The organism is bacterium (assembly GCA_023150945.1).
GTDB lineage: Bacteria > Zhuqueibacterota > Zhuqueibacteria > Zhuqueibacterales > Zhuqueibacteraceae > Coneutiohabitans.
In genome coordinates, this window is the sequence record JAKLJX010000014.1 from 124,521 (window position 1) to 139,249 (window position 14,729).

Here is a 14,729-nt window from a genome sequence, read left to right on the forward strand (position 1 = left end):
TGCGAAAGCCGCCGTGTCTTGACTTCGTGGCCATACCCGGTCCGGTGCGCCATCAAGCGTGGAAATGCAGAATCTGTTGCCAGCAATCGGCTGAGTGCGTCAATCAGCCTGCTGAGAAGATACACTGCCTTTCAGGTTTGTCAAGCACTTTTTTGTGAAAGCCTGCCGGGAGGCATTACAGGAGAGCACCGCTCAAAATCAAGGTAACCGCGCCCAAATTGATGGCGGGATTGGACCCTCGTCTTCGTTCGAGGCGGCCAGGAAACGTTGCAGAGCCGGTGTCCCTCCAGAATCTCGAACTCTTGAGAAATCGTTCCTGCAACGGCTTGGCCGTTGCAGCAAGCGCCGTGGTGCTCCACGGCACCTGCAATTTTTGACAATGCCAAGCCCAACCTCACACCATCCCGTGTGTCATGCTGGAAGCAGCTTGCGCGTGCTGCGCCGCCATCGTGGATTTTGCGAGATGCCACCTGCTCAAAAAGATCCCGATGAGATGACACGATTGGTGGAGAAACCCACCAACTCGACATTGTCAAACGAGTGCCTGGTTGCTTTGCTTTGTATAAGTGATTCCGAGTGTCATTCAGAAGGAATCTTGCGAGGTACTTGGCACCGGGCTCAAAACTTCACAGGATCCTTGCTGAATGATATTGCTGGTAGCTATTCATTTCAAGGAAACCGGCCATTAGCTATCTGACCACTTGCAGGGCGCGCGTTTGGCTGAAGGTTGCAGTCGCAAAACGATAGAAGTAGGTGCCGCTCGGGTAGCGTGCCAGCTCGAGTGGGAGAGAATACACACCGGGGCCCAGTTCGCCGTGATGCTGCAGGAGAAGTTTGCGCCCCATGAGGTCGAAGATTTCGAGAGTGACGGGTTCGCGCCGCGGCAGGGCAAACCGAATCTCCGTGCTCGCCTGCACGGGATTGGGGTGGTTGGGGAACAACACAAAACTCGTGGGCTGAGGGGGTTCCTCCTGCATGCCGGTCTCGATGTCGGAGCGAAACTCATGCAACCGCTGCCGCAGGCGGCCAATTTCCGCGGCATAGACAGGGGAAGCGATTTGATTCTGCAACTGATACGGGTCATCGCGCAGATCATAGAACTCGGCACGGTCGCCCTGGGTCTCGGCATACACAAGATCTCCGGAGTGAATAGCGGCGTACAGCGGCCCGCCGCGCTGTTCCGGCCAGCCTTCGATGAGCAGATCCTGGCGCCAGTCTGGCTCGTTGCGCATCAGTGCCGTGAGCGCACGGCCGTCAACGTGCGGGGGAATGGGCAAGCCGGCAAGCTGCAGCACCGTCGGAGCAATGTCGATGTTCGCCACCAGCCGGCGTTCCACGCGCGGGGTGATCAGCGGCGGATAGCGCACGGCAAAGGGCACCCGAATCGCTTCTTCATATACGAACCACTTGCTCGCCAGGCGGTGCTCGCCCTCGTGAAAGCCGTTATCGGAAAGGAAGAACACCACGGTGTTGTCCAGCAATCGGCGGTGCGCCAGGACAGCGAGCAGACTATCGTTGGCCTGATCGACGGAGTACAGACACTGCAACTGCCGGCGGCGGTGATTGTCCAGGCTGCGCGCCGCGCCGCGCGTCAAGCGCGGCAGGGCTTGAATCCACCGGGGTTTGTCGGAGACATCGGCTTCATCGTAACTCGGCGGGCGATGCGGCGGCAGATCGAGATACCGCAGGGTGTCTTCGGGCGCAGGATCAACCGGCGCGTGCGGCGCGGTGTGCGAGAAGAACAGCAGAAACGGCTGCTGCCGGCCGGCAAGACTGTCCAGGAACGCCAGCGCAAAGTCGCGCAAGACGTAGGTGACGTAACCGGGTGTCGTCTGCCACACACCGTTGCAGTTGATCACGGGGTCGAAGTAAGTCGAATGGCCGCCTTTGCGCGCCGCCCAGAAGTCGAACTCCGGCCGCGGCAATCCGGTGTAGGAGTTCAAATACTTGCCCACGAATCCGGTGTAGTAGCCGGCGTCATGCAAGCGCACCACGAAGGTTTCCTCGCGCAGCGGGTCTTCATTTATGCGCACGCCGTGCTTGTGCGCATACATGCCGGTAAGAATGCTGGACCGGCTCGGACAGCACAGCGGAGTGGTGACATAGGCGCGCGTGCAGGTCAGGCCTTCGTCGAAAATCCGCCGTTTCGTTTTGGGCATGAAATCCATCGAATCGAAACGCTGATCATCCGTGATGATGATCAGAAAATTGGGACGGCTGGTGCCGGTGGAATCGCCGGCCGGTTGCGCGGCGGCGACGTTGATACTCAACAGCAGCAGCAGCAGGGACAATCGCTTTCCGGGGCGGAACACGGGCAGGCGGATGGCTCTTCTTGTCATATTCAGCTCTTTGCTGGAATGCGGGACGTGTGATTCGCGGCGCCGCGCAAGACACGAATCGTTTGGCATCCGGAAGTGCGCAGGAGTATTCGGCGCGGCCGCAATCTCCCGGGCTGCCGCTTGCAATACCTGCAGAGCGGACCGGTTGCCGAAGGTTTTTGCCAGGCGCACCGCGCAAAAGCAAACGCAGGCAGCCGCAGCAGACAATGACGTTTTGGCTGAATTTCGGGAATGAGGAGAGATCGCCCATTCAAAGCGCAGCAAATTCGATGGGAACGCCAGGACGGGTGGGAAGCGGGCGGCAAGCGGACACAAATGTAACTTGAGACAGGCGTGCTACAACATGGAAAAGTCGCGCACCTGCACGCAGGAGCGTTCCGGCAGCAGCCGGCCGTGAACGAGCACACGATGCTTATGCCAGACCGCGGCCTGCTGCATCAGCTCATTGCCTTTTTCAAAGGCAACAATCGTGAGAATCCGGCCTTCGGCGGTGCGCAGGCCGAAGCGATGGCTGGCGTCGTGGCCGTGTGCCAATTGCAGCTCATCCAGCATGACGCAATCGATGCAAATGATTTCGCCTTCCAAGCTGGCGTCAATGGCCTGGAAGCGTCCGGCCTCAGCGGCGGAGGGCGCACGCATGGTAAAATAGACCAGCAAACCGGGCAGCAACAGCAGCACCGCCAGAGTTGCAAGAGCCGGCACGGGCTGCCAGCGAAAAAGCTGTCGCAACTGCTCACCAAAGCCGTAGCGCGCGGGATAGTCCGCCAGCGCCTGCTGCAGCCGCGCACGCAGCGAGGCGGGCGCGGTCACCCGGCGGGCATGCTGCTGCACCAGCAGCTTCATCTGCCTTTGCTGCTGGACTTCCTGAGCACAGTTCGGGCATTTCCCAACGTGCTCTGCCACCGCGGCGGCCGTGGTCTCGTCCAACTCCCGGTCAATGAAGGCAGCGGCTCTTGCGATTACTTGTTCACAGGGCAATGTCATAACGCGCCTCGACAGCATGCGAAGTTTCATTCCGGTGCGGGTTTTTGCGGTTTGATGGTGCCGGTGCCGCGGGCATACTCTCCCAGGTATTGCTGCAACTGCCGGCGGGCGCGCGACAGGCGTGACATCACCGTGCCGATCGGCACGCCCATGATGCCGGCGATTTCCTTGTAGGAGAATTCTTCGAGATCGCACAGCAGCACGACCATGCGAAATTCAGGGGAGAGTTTTTGCAGAGCGGCATTTACCTCGTCGCCAAAGAGATCGGCATAGCGCCGCTCGTCGTAATCGGTCTCGAATCGGTCAGGCCGTTCGCTTTCCGGCTGCGAATACGAGAGTGCGGTTTTTTCGAAATCGACCTGCGGCGGCACGCGCTTCTTGCGGCGATACTCATTGATGAAGGTGTTGATCAGAATGCGAAAGATCCAGGCCTTGAAATTGGTGCCGGCTGCGAACTTGTCGAAGAAGCGAAAGGCGCGCAGGTAGGTTTCCTGCACCAGATCTTCGGCATCGAGGCGGTGCCGGGTAAGGCGTAACGCCAGGTTGTGCAGCGCATCCATCTGCGGAAAGGCGAGCGCCTCGAATTGGCGGCGACGCTCCTCCCCTGCCGGTTTCAAACGAAACATGAGATTCCTCGTTTCTCCCCGCCGCCGCGGCTGCCGCCGGGCAGTGGCAACTGCTCCCGGCGGCGCACCGGCTCACTTCGGGGGACAGTAAAATGAGGAATCTTTGGCAAAAACACAACCTCGCGCGTGCCGGACGGCGGCCGGAACACCGCGTCTCAGGAGGCCGGCGCATTGCGCAGCGCCTGCTCCAGCACTTCACGCAACTGGCCGGCGGAGAGCATGCCCACAAAGTTGTTGACCACCCGGCCGGCGCGGTCGATGATGACAGTTTGCGGAATGCCGTTGACGTTGTAGCGCATCGCGATTTCCGGCGAGCCGATCAACACGGGATACGCAATCGGAATTCGCGCCATGAACGCGGGCACGGCGGCGCGCGGGTCATCGTCCAGCGAGATGCCCAAGAACTCCACGCCGCGCTCGCGATAATTGGCGTAGACTTCATTGAAATCCGGAATCTCACGGCGGCAGGGCCCGCACCAAGTCGCCCAAAAATTCACCACTACCACTTTTTCACCTTCAAAACTGCGCAAGTTCACGGATTCGCCCGCGAGCGTCGGCAGGGTAAAATCCGCGAGTTTCTCGCTTTCCGGCACGGCCTGCGACGGTCTGCCGGCGGTTTGTTGCGCTTGTTGCTGCTCCTGGCAGGCGGTGAGGCCCAAGCCCAAAGCCAATACGATAATCGTTGCGCTTCCCAGTCTCATACATACCCTCGAATTGATATGACAAAATGAATAACAGCGGCGACGAGGGCAAATATTCCTCGTTTCCGCTTCACGGTGTGCGCAACAATAATCAATTATCCGGACTGAAACAACCGGAAATCACGGCCGGCGCGAGTGGCGGTGAATTCCCGTGAGATTTGTCGGCTAATGTGCGCGTCTGTCGGTATACTCTCTCGCATCACGGCCGCACACTTTCGCAACACGGCTGTTCCCACCTCCAACGCAACTGTCAGGCCCACCGCTCACGACCGGCAGGGAAAGCTGGCAGCTTGCGCTCACCTCCACGGCTCTTGCGCAGCAGCAATGCCGGCATCGAACACGCTGCCGTTCAACCGCGATTCATGTTCTCACGGGTCACACGCCCGTCTTCATTCGGAGAAACGCGACCATGAACCTCAAATCTTCTCTCGCTGTTGGAATCCTGCTGGCGGTATTTGCCGCAGGCTGCAACATCTTTTCCCCCTTCAGCTCGGGTGACAAGGATAATGATCCCGAGGCCCTGTTGGCCGAGGCACAAGCCGAGCTCAAGAACAACAATCCGCAAAAAGCGCTGTCCCTGCTCGAGCGCGCCAAACAGAAGTCACCGGGAACGCCGTTGATTCGCTACTATCATGCCGTCGCAACCATCCGCGCCTATGACGTCGATTTCGACGTCTTCATCGACGCGTTGCAGCCCACCACCGCGGCGCCGGCAGCCGACAAGCATCACCGCAACCTGATCGCGGCAGTGAATGACACGCTGCAGTTGTTCAATTTCACCGAAGCCGAGCTGGCCCGGCTGCTCACCGTGTTCCATGCCGTGCGGGACGACCTGGAGCCGGTGGTGGCGGGATTGATCACCGGCAAAATCAAACCCGGTGAGTTTCCCTTTGCCAATGACGCCTATCTGAGCTGCGGCGTCGCCTCCCTGGTTTACGGCTTCGTGCTGATGCTGGATCAGGATCACAACTACGCCACCGGCTTCCAACTGGATTCGCGTCTTTCCATCAACAAGGCCGCGGGCCTCTATCAGGTTTTCGTTGCCGACCCGCAGAAAACCGCGAATCAGATTTGCCTGGAGGTCGAGAGCATCATTCAGGCGAACTATCCGCTGCTCGAGCAGGGACTGGTGTGCCTGTGGTACTACTACAATGATGCCACTTTCGGCCGCTTGCCCACCACGGTGGCGCCGGTTCCGCCCGCCGCCTTGCCGGGCAATGTGCGCAACACGCCTTCCGGCCAGTTCTTGCGCGTGGTCTTCGAAGGCCTGAGCGCGCTGTACGGCTTCAAATGCTGAAGCGCAGCACGGTCTTTTGCCCTGATCGAAACCGGTCGAGCGCGAGGAAAACCGCCCGGCCGGATCACCCTGAAACGTTTCCGAGCATAACCAGCCGCCGGGTGGCTCAAGCACCGCCGCCCGGCCGGTGTTTTCCACCTTGATCAAATCTCGATGAGCTGCCTACCTATGCGAAACCTCCTGCGATCCACGGTACTCGCGGTCTTGTGCTGGGTTGCCCACAGCAGCGCCCAGGACATGCCGCGCATGGTCGTCTACAATGTGCGCGCGCTCGGCATGGGCGGCGCCGCAGTGGCAGTGGCGGGTGAAGACAATGTCTTTTTCTTCAACCCGGCCCTGCTCACCACCTTGCGCTATGCGCGCTTCAACCTGGTTGATTTGAGTCTGCGCGCGAACACGCACGCGCTCAACCAGTATCGCTTTTATCAGGATCATCGCGACCAGTTGAACAACATCAGCCGGCTGAGCACCGATGAGCTGAACGGGCTGTATCGCGAGGCGCTCGATGCCGCGCAGCGGCAGGCCATCGTCGGCGTGGAAGGTCCGGTACCCATTCACTTTCTGTCACGGCACCTCGGCTTGGGTGTGTTCAGCGCCGGCCAGGCCACCTACGAAATCTTCGCCGGCGCCACCGGCATTCCCCTGTTGGACGCCCGCTTGCAGGGCGACATGCAGGTGATGGCTTTGCTGGCGCACACGTTTTCCGCCGGCCCGCGCGGCCGCGCCGGCGACCTCAGCATCGGCGTCTCCGGAAAATATTTGAAACGCTGGCTCACGCGCAAGACCAAAAACATCTCGGGCTTCTCCAACAATGAAAGCCTGCATTTCTATCGCGGCCAAAGCATCGGTGTGGATGTCGGCGCCTTCTACACTTTGAACCGGCGCCTCCATTTCGGCGCAACGCTCTACGACCTCTTTGCCACGCCTTTCAAGTGGAATGTCAAGGGCGCCACGCTGGACAATCCCGTGCCGGCGGACAAGATTTCGCCCTCCTATCGTCTGGGCATGGTCTATCGTCCCGGCATCAAGTTCAAAAAGCTGTTCTACAATCTCACCCTCGCGCTCGACTTTGACGAGCCGTTCACCGGCGATGACACGTTCTTCAAGACGGTACACCTGGGCACCGAAGCGCAATTGACGCCGCTGCTGGCCGCGCGCGCCGGCTTCAATCAAGGCTATCCCGCGGTGGGCGTCGGCTTGAATCTCTATGTCATCCGCGCCGACTATGCGTTTTATGGTGAGGAAATGGGCAAATTTGCCGGACAAACCGCCGCCTGGAATCATGCCGTGCGTGTGCAAGTCGGCTTCTGATGACGCGTCTCACCCCAATAAAAAAGGCCCAATGCCGCGGGTTGCGGCTTGGGCCTTTGTCTTTTCCCGACGCTTGTGCTATGGCTTGGTTGCCGGCTTGCCTTCCGAATTCAAGACCACGAGGTCACCGGCATTCAGCTCACGCAAGCCGGCCTCGATCTTGGCAACGTCACCGACCAGCAGCAGCGTCGCCTGGCCGGGCGCGGCGTACTTCTGCGCCGCCGCATTCACCTCCGCCAGCGTGGCTTTGGCAGATTCATCGCTTTCGCGCTGCAGTTCAGTGATCGGCATTCCCGCCGCCCACAAGTCTGCAATTTGCCCGGCGATGCGGCCGTGCGATTCGAATTGCTGGGCATAGCCGCGAATGCGCGTCGCCTTGGCGTCTTCGAGTTCCTGCTCGGAGATCGGCTTGGCGCCGGACAGGTTCTGCAATTCCGCCAGGAACTCCGCCACCGACTCTTTGGTCTTGTTGGTTTGCACCCCGCCGTTGGCCCACCAACTGCCGGCCTGCGAGAGCAGCGCCAGATTGGAAAAAACGCCGTAGGAATAGCCCTTGTTCTCGCGCAGATTCAGATTCAACCGCGTGCCGAAACCACCGCCGCCCCACACGGCATCGGCCAGCCGCAGCGCGTAGTAGTCCGGTGCCTTGCGATTGGGTGCCGGCAGAATTTGAGTGACCACGGTTTGCGCAGCATCCTGGCGATCAACCACGTAGATCTTGCCGGTGCCCATCGGTTTGGGCGCGGGAATGTTGACTGCCGGCGCGGCGCCACCACTCCAAGTGCCAAAATGCCGCTGCACCAAATCCGTGGCTTGCGCCAGCGTGATGTCGCCGACAAAAATCAGCGCCGAACTGGCCGGCTTCCAATAGGTCTCGTGAAACGCCACCAAATCCGCACGCGTGATCTGTTGCACCGTTGCCGGCAGCATGGCGCGGCCATAGGGATGGTCGTGGCCAAAGACCAACATGCCGCGAATGCGCGCGGCCAGGGCATTCGGATTGTTCTCCTGTTGGGAAAGATTATCGAGCGTGCGCTTCTTTTCGCGGTCAACTTCGGACTCGGGGAACACCGGTTGGCGCACCACTTCCGCCACGAGGGCGAGAGCAGGATCGACATTGCGGCTCAACACTTCGAGACCAAGCTGGGAGGCCTCGCGCGTGGCAAAACCAAACAGGCTGGTGCCGAGATCGCCGAGCGCATCTTCGATCTCCAGCGCCTTGCGGGTTTTCGTGCCCATGTCGATGGTTGAAATCACCATGTTCGCCACGCCCTCCTTGCCGGAAGGATCAGCAACGTTGCCGGCGCGGGTCACGAACGTCACCGCCACCTTGGGCAGCTCCGGCCGTTCGACGACGAAAATATCGATGCCATTCGCTGCTTTGGCAGACTTGACCTCGGGCGTGCGGAAAGGCTTGTCCACGCCGAGCACCGGCTGCTGCTGGCGGTCGAGCGCGACGTCAGCGGGCCGGCCGGAGGTTTCAGGATGGAAGCGCACCAGCAGACGATTGCGTGTATCCAACCAGGTGGCCACCACCTGACGCACATCGTTGACCGTGACGCGGCGGAAGCGATTGACATCCGCCTCGAATTTGTTGGGATCGCCCAGGTAGATATTGTATTGATTCAGCAAATCGGCCTTGCCGCCAAAACCGCCGATACGCTCCAGGCCGGTGACGAAGTTGTATTCGCGTTTGGTTTGCGCGCGCCGCAACTCTGCCGGCGTCGGGCCTTCCTTGGCGAGCCGGCTCAGCTCCGCGGTCACGATGCCCTCGATCTGTTCCAGCTCCACGCCCGGCCGCGCCGTGGCCACCACCGAGAAGAAACCGGAGATTTCCATGGGATTGTTGAAGGAAAAGACGTTGGTGCAGAGCTGCCGGTCATACACCAGGACTTTGTTGAGGCGCGCGGAAAGGCCATCCGTCAATATCGCGGAGGCCAATTCCAGCGGCGCTTCTTCGGGCGAGAAATACTCCGGCACCGGCCAGGTCATGTAGGTGCGTGCCTGCGGCACCCGATCGAGCGCTTCGATGATCCTTTCGCCCTCGAGTTTGGGAAGCCAGCGGGCGGGCCGGTCGAGCGCCGGGCCGGGCGGAATGCCGCCGAAGTATTTTTCCACCAGCCGCTTGGTTTCCGCGGGGTCGAAGTCGCCGGCAATCACCAGCGAAAGATTGTTGGGCGTGTAGTAGGTGCGGAAGAACTCCTTGACATCATCGAGCGAGGCCGCGGTGAGATCCTCGTGGCTGCCGATGACCATCCAGGAATAGGGATGGCCGGCGGGATGGAGATTCTCCACGATCAATTTGAAGGCCCGGCCATAGGGTTGATTCTCCAGCCCCTGGCGCCGCTCGTTCTTCACCACGTCGCGCTGGTTGTCCAACTTTTCCTGGTTCAACGCTTCGGTCAAAGTGGCGAGGCGGTCCGATTCCACCCACAACAGAGCTTCGAGATTGCCGGAGGGCACGGTGGCGAAGTAGTTGGTGCGATCATTATCGGTGGTGCCATTGACGCCACCCTCGCGCAGATTGGCACCCGCCTTTTCGACATAGGTGAAATAGTCCTCCGCCGCATTCTTGGAGCCCTGGAACATCATATGCTCGAACAAATGCGCAAAGCCGGTACGGCCCGGCTTCTCGTTCTTCGAGCCGACATGAAACCATTGATTGACGTGCACGATCGGCAATTTGCGGTCGACGTGCAAAATCACCTGCAGCCCGTTCGAAAGCGTGTACTTCTCGAACTCGACCTTGGGCATGCCGCTTTGCTTGGGCCCGGGCTGGGCATGGGCCGACACAAACAGCAGCAGCGCGCCGAGCACCAGGCCGCCGCGGCTGCGTAAAGAGGTTGCCATACACATTCTCCTTGTTCCTGTTTCTGTTGTGAATTGTATCATAGACGCTTTGCCCGCGCCTTGCCTTCATCCCGGCAGGATGGCGCCGGTGCGGGGAAGAGGTTGGCGATATGACTTTGCATGGTGGGTAATCATTCCTCCGCAAGTGAGGCGTTGCCTCAGCGGACTGGGACGAGATCACTTTCCAGACAAGCTGAATGCCTATCTCGCTGCATACGGCACATAAGAACTTTGCACCGTGCCGTCTTCGAACAAATCCACCAGCACATAGGCCGGCGGGAATTCCTGATAAGCGCCCTTCCACCAATTCCCCGAGACGGCGCCGTTACAGAGATACTTGACGCCGAGGTATTCGACCTCATCCCGCAGATGAATGTGGCCGCTCAGGCAGAGTTTGACGTTCGCGTGTTTTCTGAACAGATCCTTGAGGCGCCGCGCATCCACATGCATCCACGCGGACGGCACCCGCCATTCACCGCTGCTTTCATTCTCCCCGTCGAAAAAGGCGCAGAAACAGATAATCGGAATATGAGACAGTACACCGATGGGAATCGTTGCAGGCGTGCGGCGCAGATCTTCTTGCAGCCATTCGAACTGCGCCTCGTCGAGGCGGGCGAGATAGCCGCCGGGCGCGATGTGCGTGCTGTCCAGCACGATGAAATGCCAGCCGGCCCGGTCGAAGCTGTAGTAGCGTGTGCTGAGGCCGAGTTCCTCCAGCGCCCATTGTTTGCCGTAGAGCCGGTCGGAGGAGATTGAACCCTCTGACTGCTTCCACCCCCAAACATCGTGATTACCCAGGCAGTGCACCACGGGCAGGGAACATTCATTGCGCAGCACGTCCTGCCAGATTTGCCACTGGATCCTGGTTCGCGCCTTGCCGGCCGCGAGCGCATCCATGATGCAATCGCCGCCATTGAAGATGATCTCGGGCGGGTCGGGCTGATTTTGGGCATGATGCAACGCGGCTGCCATGCCCGCGGCCGCGTGCAACTCCGGCTGAACGTGAATGTCGGTCAAATGCGCGAGGCGTAAAACGCGCTGGGCCGGCGCCGCTTCGCCCGGGGCGGCGAGGGCGCTCAGGGTCGTGGTTCCCAAACCGGCAGCCGCGGCTTGGCGCAAAAACACACGACGGGAGAGGCGACGATTCATGCAGGTATTCCCAGTCGGACTATTTCGGCCCGGATTGGTTGAACTCTTCTAAAATTGACAACTGCTCGACCCACACCACCTCGCAGGAGCCATTGCCGGTATCCTGCCGGGTGAGAGAGCTGTTCCAGCGCCAGCCATCATTGGCTTTGACCGAAACGAGATAGCCACTGAGCGCGATAATCTCGCCCACGCGCACGCGCTCGAGCATTTCCTCGATTTCCGGCCGGGCAGGAATCATGTGCATGTTGGCGCTGTGCAAGGAAACGCTGCGCGCGGGCAGCACCGGCTTTTTGTAGCGCACGAGATACCAGCGGCCGGCCTGGCTGATGGCCAGATGTTCGAGCACGTTCTGATCGGACATTGGGCCCCAACCCAGCGCCAAATCCATCGGTGATAGATCCGCTTCCCGGCCGAAAGCATAGCTCTTTTTGTGCAGCACGCGCGCCCGCAGTTTGAAAGTAGCCAGCGGGTTGATCCAGTAATCCTGGTGCTGCCACATGCGGGTCTGATTGAGCAGGTGTTGTTCCGGTTCCTCCGGAACGAGAATGCCGGGGGCATGGCTGACTTCCGGCTCCGGCCAGAAGCGGTAAAGCAGAATGCCGCCAATCCACAGCACACAGAAAGCCACAAGTTGCCAAAGTCTCATAATCTCAAGATGCAGTGCCGGATGGAAAAGGTCTTTGGTTTTGAGGGATTATTGGTGCGGGACTTTTCCCGGCAAGCCGCCGCCGGTGTGCTGTGCGGCCCAATAAACGGCGCACAGTTCATTCGCGAACAGCGGAGAAAAGTTGCATCCCGCGTGGCGAGTGGTGCCCGCGCGGGCGGTGCGGTCGGCACCGCTTCACTCGTAGCGCAGGGCTTCGATGGTTTCCTGGCGCGCGGCGCGCCAGGCCGGATAAAGGCCGAAGATGATGCCCACCGCCGCCGCGAAGATCACGCTCACCAGGACCGACGACGGGGAGATCAGCGTTTGCCAGCCCATGAGACGCGCGACCAGCCGGGAAAGGCCCACACCCATGGCGATGCCGAGCAGGCCGCCGGTGATCGAGAGCGCCAGTGCTTCCAGCAGGAATTGCGTCATGATGTTCCGGCGTTTTGCGCCGATGGCCTTGCGGATGCCGATCTCGCGCGTGCGTTCGGTAACCGATACCAGCATAATGTTCATAATGCCGATACCGCCCACCAAGAGTGACACAATCGCCACGATGGTGAGCATCATGGTGATGGTTTTTTGGGTGGATTCGAAGGTGGAAATGATGTCGGCTTGATTGCGAATGTGGAAATCGTTGTCCTGCGTGTCGCGCAGGCGGTGCTGTTTGCGCAACACGCGCTCGACGTCGTAGAAGGCCTTGTCCATCAAAGAGGCGTCGGCGACTTTCAAAGTGGAGTTGGTGAGATGATCGACGCCGAACAGCCGCATTTGCGCGGTGGCCAGCGGAATCAGCACTTGATCGTCGGGGTTCATCCAGCCGCCGGCCTGGCCTTTGGTCTCCAGCACGCCGATGATCTCGAAGTTCATGCGGCCGATGCGCAGGGTCTTGCCGAGCGGGTCTTCTTCGGAGTCGAAGAGATTGTCGCGCACGGTCGAGCCAATCAGGCACACGCGGGCGCGCGCGGCTTCTTCCAGCGCGGTGAAATAGCGCCCCGCCGCCGCCTTGACGTTGCGCACTTCGCCGTAGTTCGGGGTGGTGCCGGTGATGCGGGTGTTCCAGTTGCGGTTGCCATATTTCACCTGGCTGCTGCGGCTGAATTCCGGCACCACGGCTTCGATTTCATCACAGCTCGCCAGCACGGCGTCCAGGTCTTTGCGGGTCAATTTCACGCTGCTGCCCGCGCTCGCCATCACCGGGCCGGAGCGCGACGAGCCGGGCGAGACGTAAAGCAGATTCGTGCCGAGCGCCTGCAGGCGCTCCGCCACTGCGCGCTCGCCGCCCTTGCCCACGGCCACCACCGTGATCAACGCGCCGACACCGATGATGATGCCGAGCATGGTGAGGAAGGAACGCAGCTTGTTGGCAATGATGGCGCTGAAGGCGACATCCAGACTTTCTCGCAGATCCATGACATGTTCCTCTGATGGGCACAGCGGCACGGCCAGCCGCCTCAGCGCGGCCGGCCGCCCATGCCGCCGAAACCGGTGACCCCGCGCATGCGATTCATCCAGGCCTGGCGATCGATGCCGGCGCGGCTGCCGCTGAACACGAAAATCTCGTCGCCTTCCTCCAGGCCGCGCAACACTTCGGCGAATTCATTGTTGCTCAGGCCGACTTCCACGGCGCGCGGCTGGTAGCTTTCCCCGGTTTTGAGCAGCACGAATTTGCGCAGCGTGCGGCCATTGCCCGCGGCCGGCAGCGGGCCACGCGGCGCACCGGCCTCCGCGGAAGCCAAACCGGCAAACGGCCGGCGGCCGTCGCCGCGTGACGAATCCGGCGGCCGCCGCAACCGGCCCGCGGCGCTGGAATCTGCCAGATTCAACACCTGCAACTGCGCGCGAATCTCGCGCAACTCTTTCAGCGCCTCCTTGGGCGCCAGCACGACGTTCGCGCGGTCGGCCACCGTCACATCCACCGTGGCATTCATGCCGGCTTTCAAGCGGCCGTCGGTGTTCGACACGATGACCGTGACATTGAAGGTGGTCACGTTTTGCTCGACCGTGGCCAGCGGCGCGATGCGCAGCACGCGGCCGCGATAAACCATGTCAGGAAAGGCATCCGGCACCACGCGCGCCGATTGCCCGATCTGCACCTGGCCGACGTCGATCTCATCCACTTCCGCGAAAACATACATGCTGTCGAGATTCGCCACCGTTGCGATCAACGTGCCGCCGCTCACCGAATTGATGCCGGAGGAGATGATCTGGCCGGCCTCGACGTTCTTTTGCAGGATCAGACCATTGATCGGCGAACGCACGACGCTGTCCTTCAGGCGCGTCAGCATGGTCGATACTTCGGTTTCGGCCTTCACCAATTGCGCCTTCGCCTTCACTTCCTCCAGCTTCACTTGATCGAATTCCGCCTGTGAAATCAGGCCGCGCTTGAACATTTCCTCCTGGCGCGCGACGGTGTTGGCGGTTTGCGTGACCGTGGCCTTGGCCACTTCGAGGTCGGCCACCGCCTGCTCATAGGTGTTGCGCGCATCGGTCTCGTCAATGCGGGCAATCAGCGCGCCCTGCTCGATGCGGTCGCCCTCCTCCACCGGCATGACCATGATTTGGCCGGAAGCCTTGCTTTTGACTTCGACTTTGGTGATGGGCTCGAGCTTGCCGGTGGCGGAAACCACGGCATTGAGGTCGCCGCGGCTGATCTTCACCACCCGGCCCGGCGGGCCGGCAGCTCCGGCCTCCGGCTTGTCGGCTTGCCGCGGCCAAACCATGAAGTAACCGGCGGCCAACATTGCCACCAGCACCACCGCAAAGATGGTGTAACTTCTCTTCATTTTCATCTTCATTCTCTTGGACTCCTGATTACCATAA

11 protein-coding genes are annotated in these 14,729 nt (G+C 60.6%); 2 read left to right on the forward strand and 9 right to left on the reverse strand.

From position 1 onward, the window contains the following. Positions 1-689: 689 nt before the first annotated feature. From L6R21_18120 to L6R21_18135, 4 genes are all read right to left on the reverse strand, one after another. A complete protein-coding gene (locus L6R21_18120) occupies positions 690-2,339 on the reverse strand; it encodes a sulfatase-like hydrolase/transferase (GenBank protein MCK6561118.1) in 1,650 nt (549 codons plus the stop codon). A gap of 336 nt (positions 2,340-2,675) precedes the next feature. Then, positions 2,676-3,323, reverse strand: coding sequence for a zf-HC2 domain-containing protein (locus tag L6R21_18125; protein ID MCK6561119.1), 648 nt, complete (start codon positions 3,321-3,323; stop codon positions 2,676-2,678). Positions 3,324-3,349: 26 nt separating this feature from the next. Beyond that, positions 3,350-3,949, reverse strand: coding sequence for a sigma-70 family RNA polymerase sigma factor (locus tag L6R21_18130; GenBank protein ID MCK6561120.1), 600 nt, complete (start codon positions 3,947-3,949; stop codon positions 3,350-3,352). Positions 3,950-4,104: 155 nt separating this feature from the next. Continuing rightward, entirely contained in the window at positions 4,105-4,650 is a 546-nt protein-coding gene (locus L6R21_18135) for a TlpA family protein disulfide reductase (protein ID MCK6561121.1), read from the reverse strand. A 409-nt stretch (positions 4,651-5,059) separates the two neighbouring features. Between L6R21_18135 and L6R21_18140 the strand changes: the two genes are divergently transcribed. Both L6R21_18140 and L6R21_18145 read left to right on the forward strand, forming a co-directional pair. Beyond that, on the forward strand, positions 5,060-5,947 hold the full coding sequence (locus L6R21_18140) for a hypothetical protein (GenBank protein ID MCK6561122.1): 888 nt from the start codon (positions 5,060-5,062) through the stop codon (positions 5,945-5,947). A 168-nt stretch (positions 5,948-6,115) separates the two neighbouring features. Beyond that, positions 6,116-7,258, forward strand: coding sequence for a hypothetical protein (locus L6R21_18145; GenBank protein MCK6561123.1), 1,143 nt, complete (start codon positions 6,116-6,118; stop codon positions 7,256-7,258). A gap of 78 nt (positions 7,259-7,336) precedes the next feature. Here the strand turns inward: L6R21_18145 and L6R21_18150 are convergent, their stop codons facing one another. From L6R21_18150 to L6R21_18170, 5 genes are all read right to left on the reverse strand, one after another. Further along, positions 7,337-10,108 (reverse strand): insulinase family protein, encoded by a 2,772-nt coding sequence (locus L6R21_18150; protein ID MCK6561124.1) that lies wholly within the window; start codon positions 10,106-10,108, stop codon positions 7,337-7,339. Between the two features lie 201 nt (positions 10,109-10,309). Next, positions 10,310-11,257, reverse strand: a complete 948-nt coding sequence (locus L6R21_18155; protein MCK6561125.1) for a metallophosphoesterase — start codon at positions 11,255-11,257, stop codon at positions 10,310-10,312. A 19-nt stretch (positions 11,258-11,276) separates the two neighbouring features. Next, entirely contained in the window at positions 11,277-11,903 is a 627-nt protein-coding gene (locus L6R21_18160) for a hypothetical protein (protein MCK6561126.1), read from the reverse strand. A 195-nt stretch (positions 11,904-12,098) separates the two neighbouring features. Continuing rightward, positions 12,099-13,319, reverse strand: coding sequence for an ABC transporter permease (locus L6R21_18165; protein MCK6561127.1), 1,221 nt, complete (start codon positions 13,317-13,319; stop codon positions 12,099-12,101). A gap of 41 nt (positions 13,320-13,360) precedes the next feature. After that, positions 13,361-14,698, reverse strand: coding sequence for an efflux RND transporter periplasmic adaptor subunit (locus L6R21_18170; protein ID MCK6561128.1), 1,338 nt, complete (start codon positions 14,696-14,698; stop codon positions 13,361-13,363). Positions 14,699-14,729 lie beyond the last annotated feature (31 nt).

Bases quoted from the DNA above. Each gene is read 5' to 3' on its own strand.
- L6R21_18120 (MCK6561118.1), bottom strand. From the start codon at position 2,339: ATGACAAGAAGAGCCATCCGCCTGCCCGTGTTCCGCCCCGGAAAGCGA.
- L6R21_18125 (MCK6561119.1), bottom strand. From the start codon at position 3,323: ATGACATTGCCCTGTGAACAAGTAATCGCAAGAGCCGCTGCCTTCATT.
- L6R21_18130 (MCK6561120.1), bottom strand. From the start codon at position 3,949: ATGTTTCGTTTGAAACCGGCAGGGGAGGAGCGTCGCCGCCAATTCGAG.
- L6R21_18135 (MCK6561121.1), bottom strand. From the start codon at position 4,650: ATGAGACTGGGAAGCGCAACGATTATCGTATTGGCTTTGGGCTTGGGC.
- L6R21_18140 (MCK6561122.1), top strand. From the start codon at position 5,060: ATGAACCTCAAATCTTCTCTCGCTGTTGGAATCCTGCTGGCGGTATTT.
- L6R21_18145 (MCK6561123.1), top strand. From the start codon at position 6,116: ATGCGAAACCTCCTGCGATCCACGGTACTCGCGGTCTTGTGCTGGGTT.
- L6R21_18150 (MCK6561124.1), bottom strand. From the start codon at position 10,108: ATGGCAACCTCTTTACGCAGCCGCGGCGGCCTGGTGCTCGGCGCGCTG.
- L6R21_18155 (MCK6561125.1), bottom strand. From the start codon at position 11,257: ATGAATCGTCGCCTCTCCCGTCGTGTGTTTTTGCGCCAAGCCGCGGCT.
- L6R21_18160 (MCK6561126.1), bottom strand. From the start codon at position 11,903: ATGAGACTTTGGCAACTTGTGGCTTTCTGTGTGCTGTGGATTGGCGGC.
- L6R21_18165 (MCK6561127.1), bottom strand. From the start codon at position 13,319: ATGGATCTGCGAGAAAGTCTGGATGTCGCCTTCAGCGCCATCATTGCC.
- L6R21_18170 (MCK6561128.1), bottom strand. From the start codon at position 14,698: ATGAAAATGAAGAGAAGTTACACCATCTTTGCGGTGGTGCTGGTGGCA.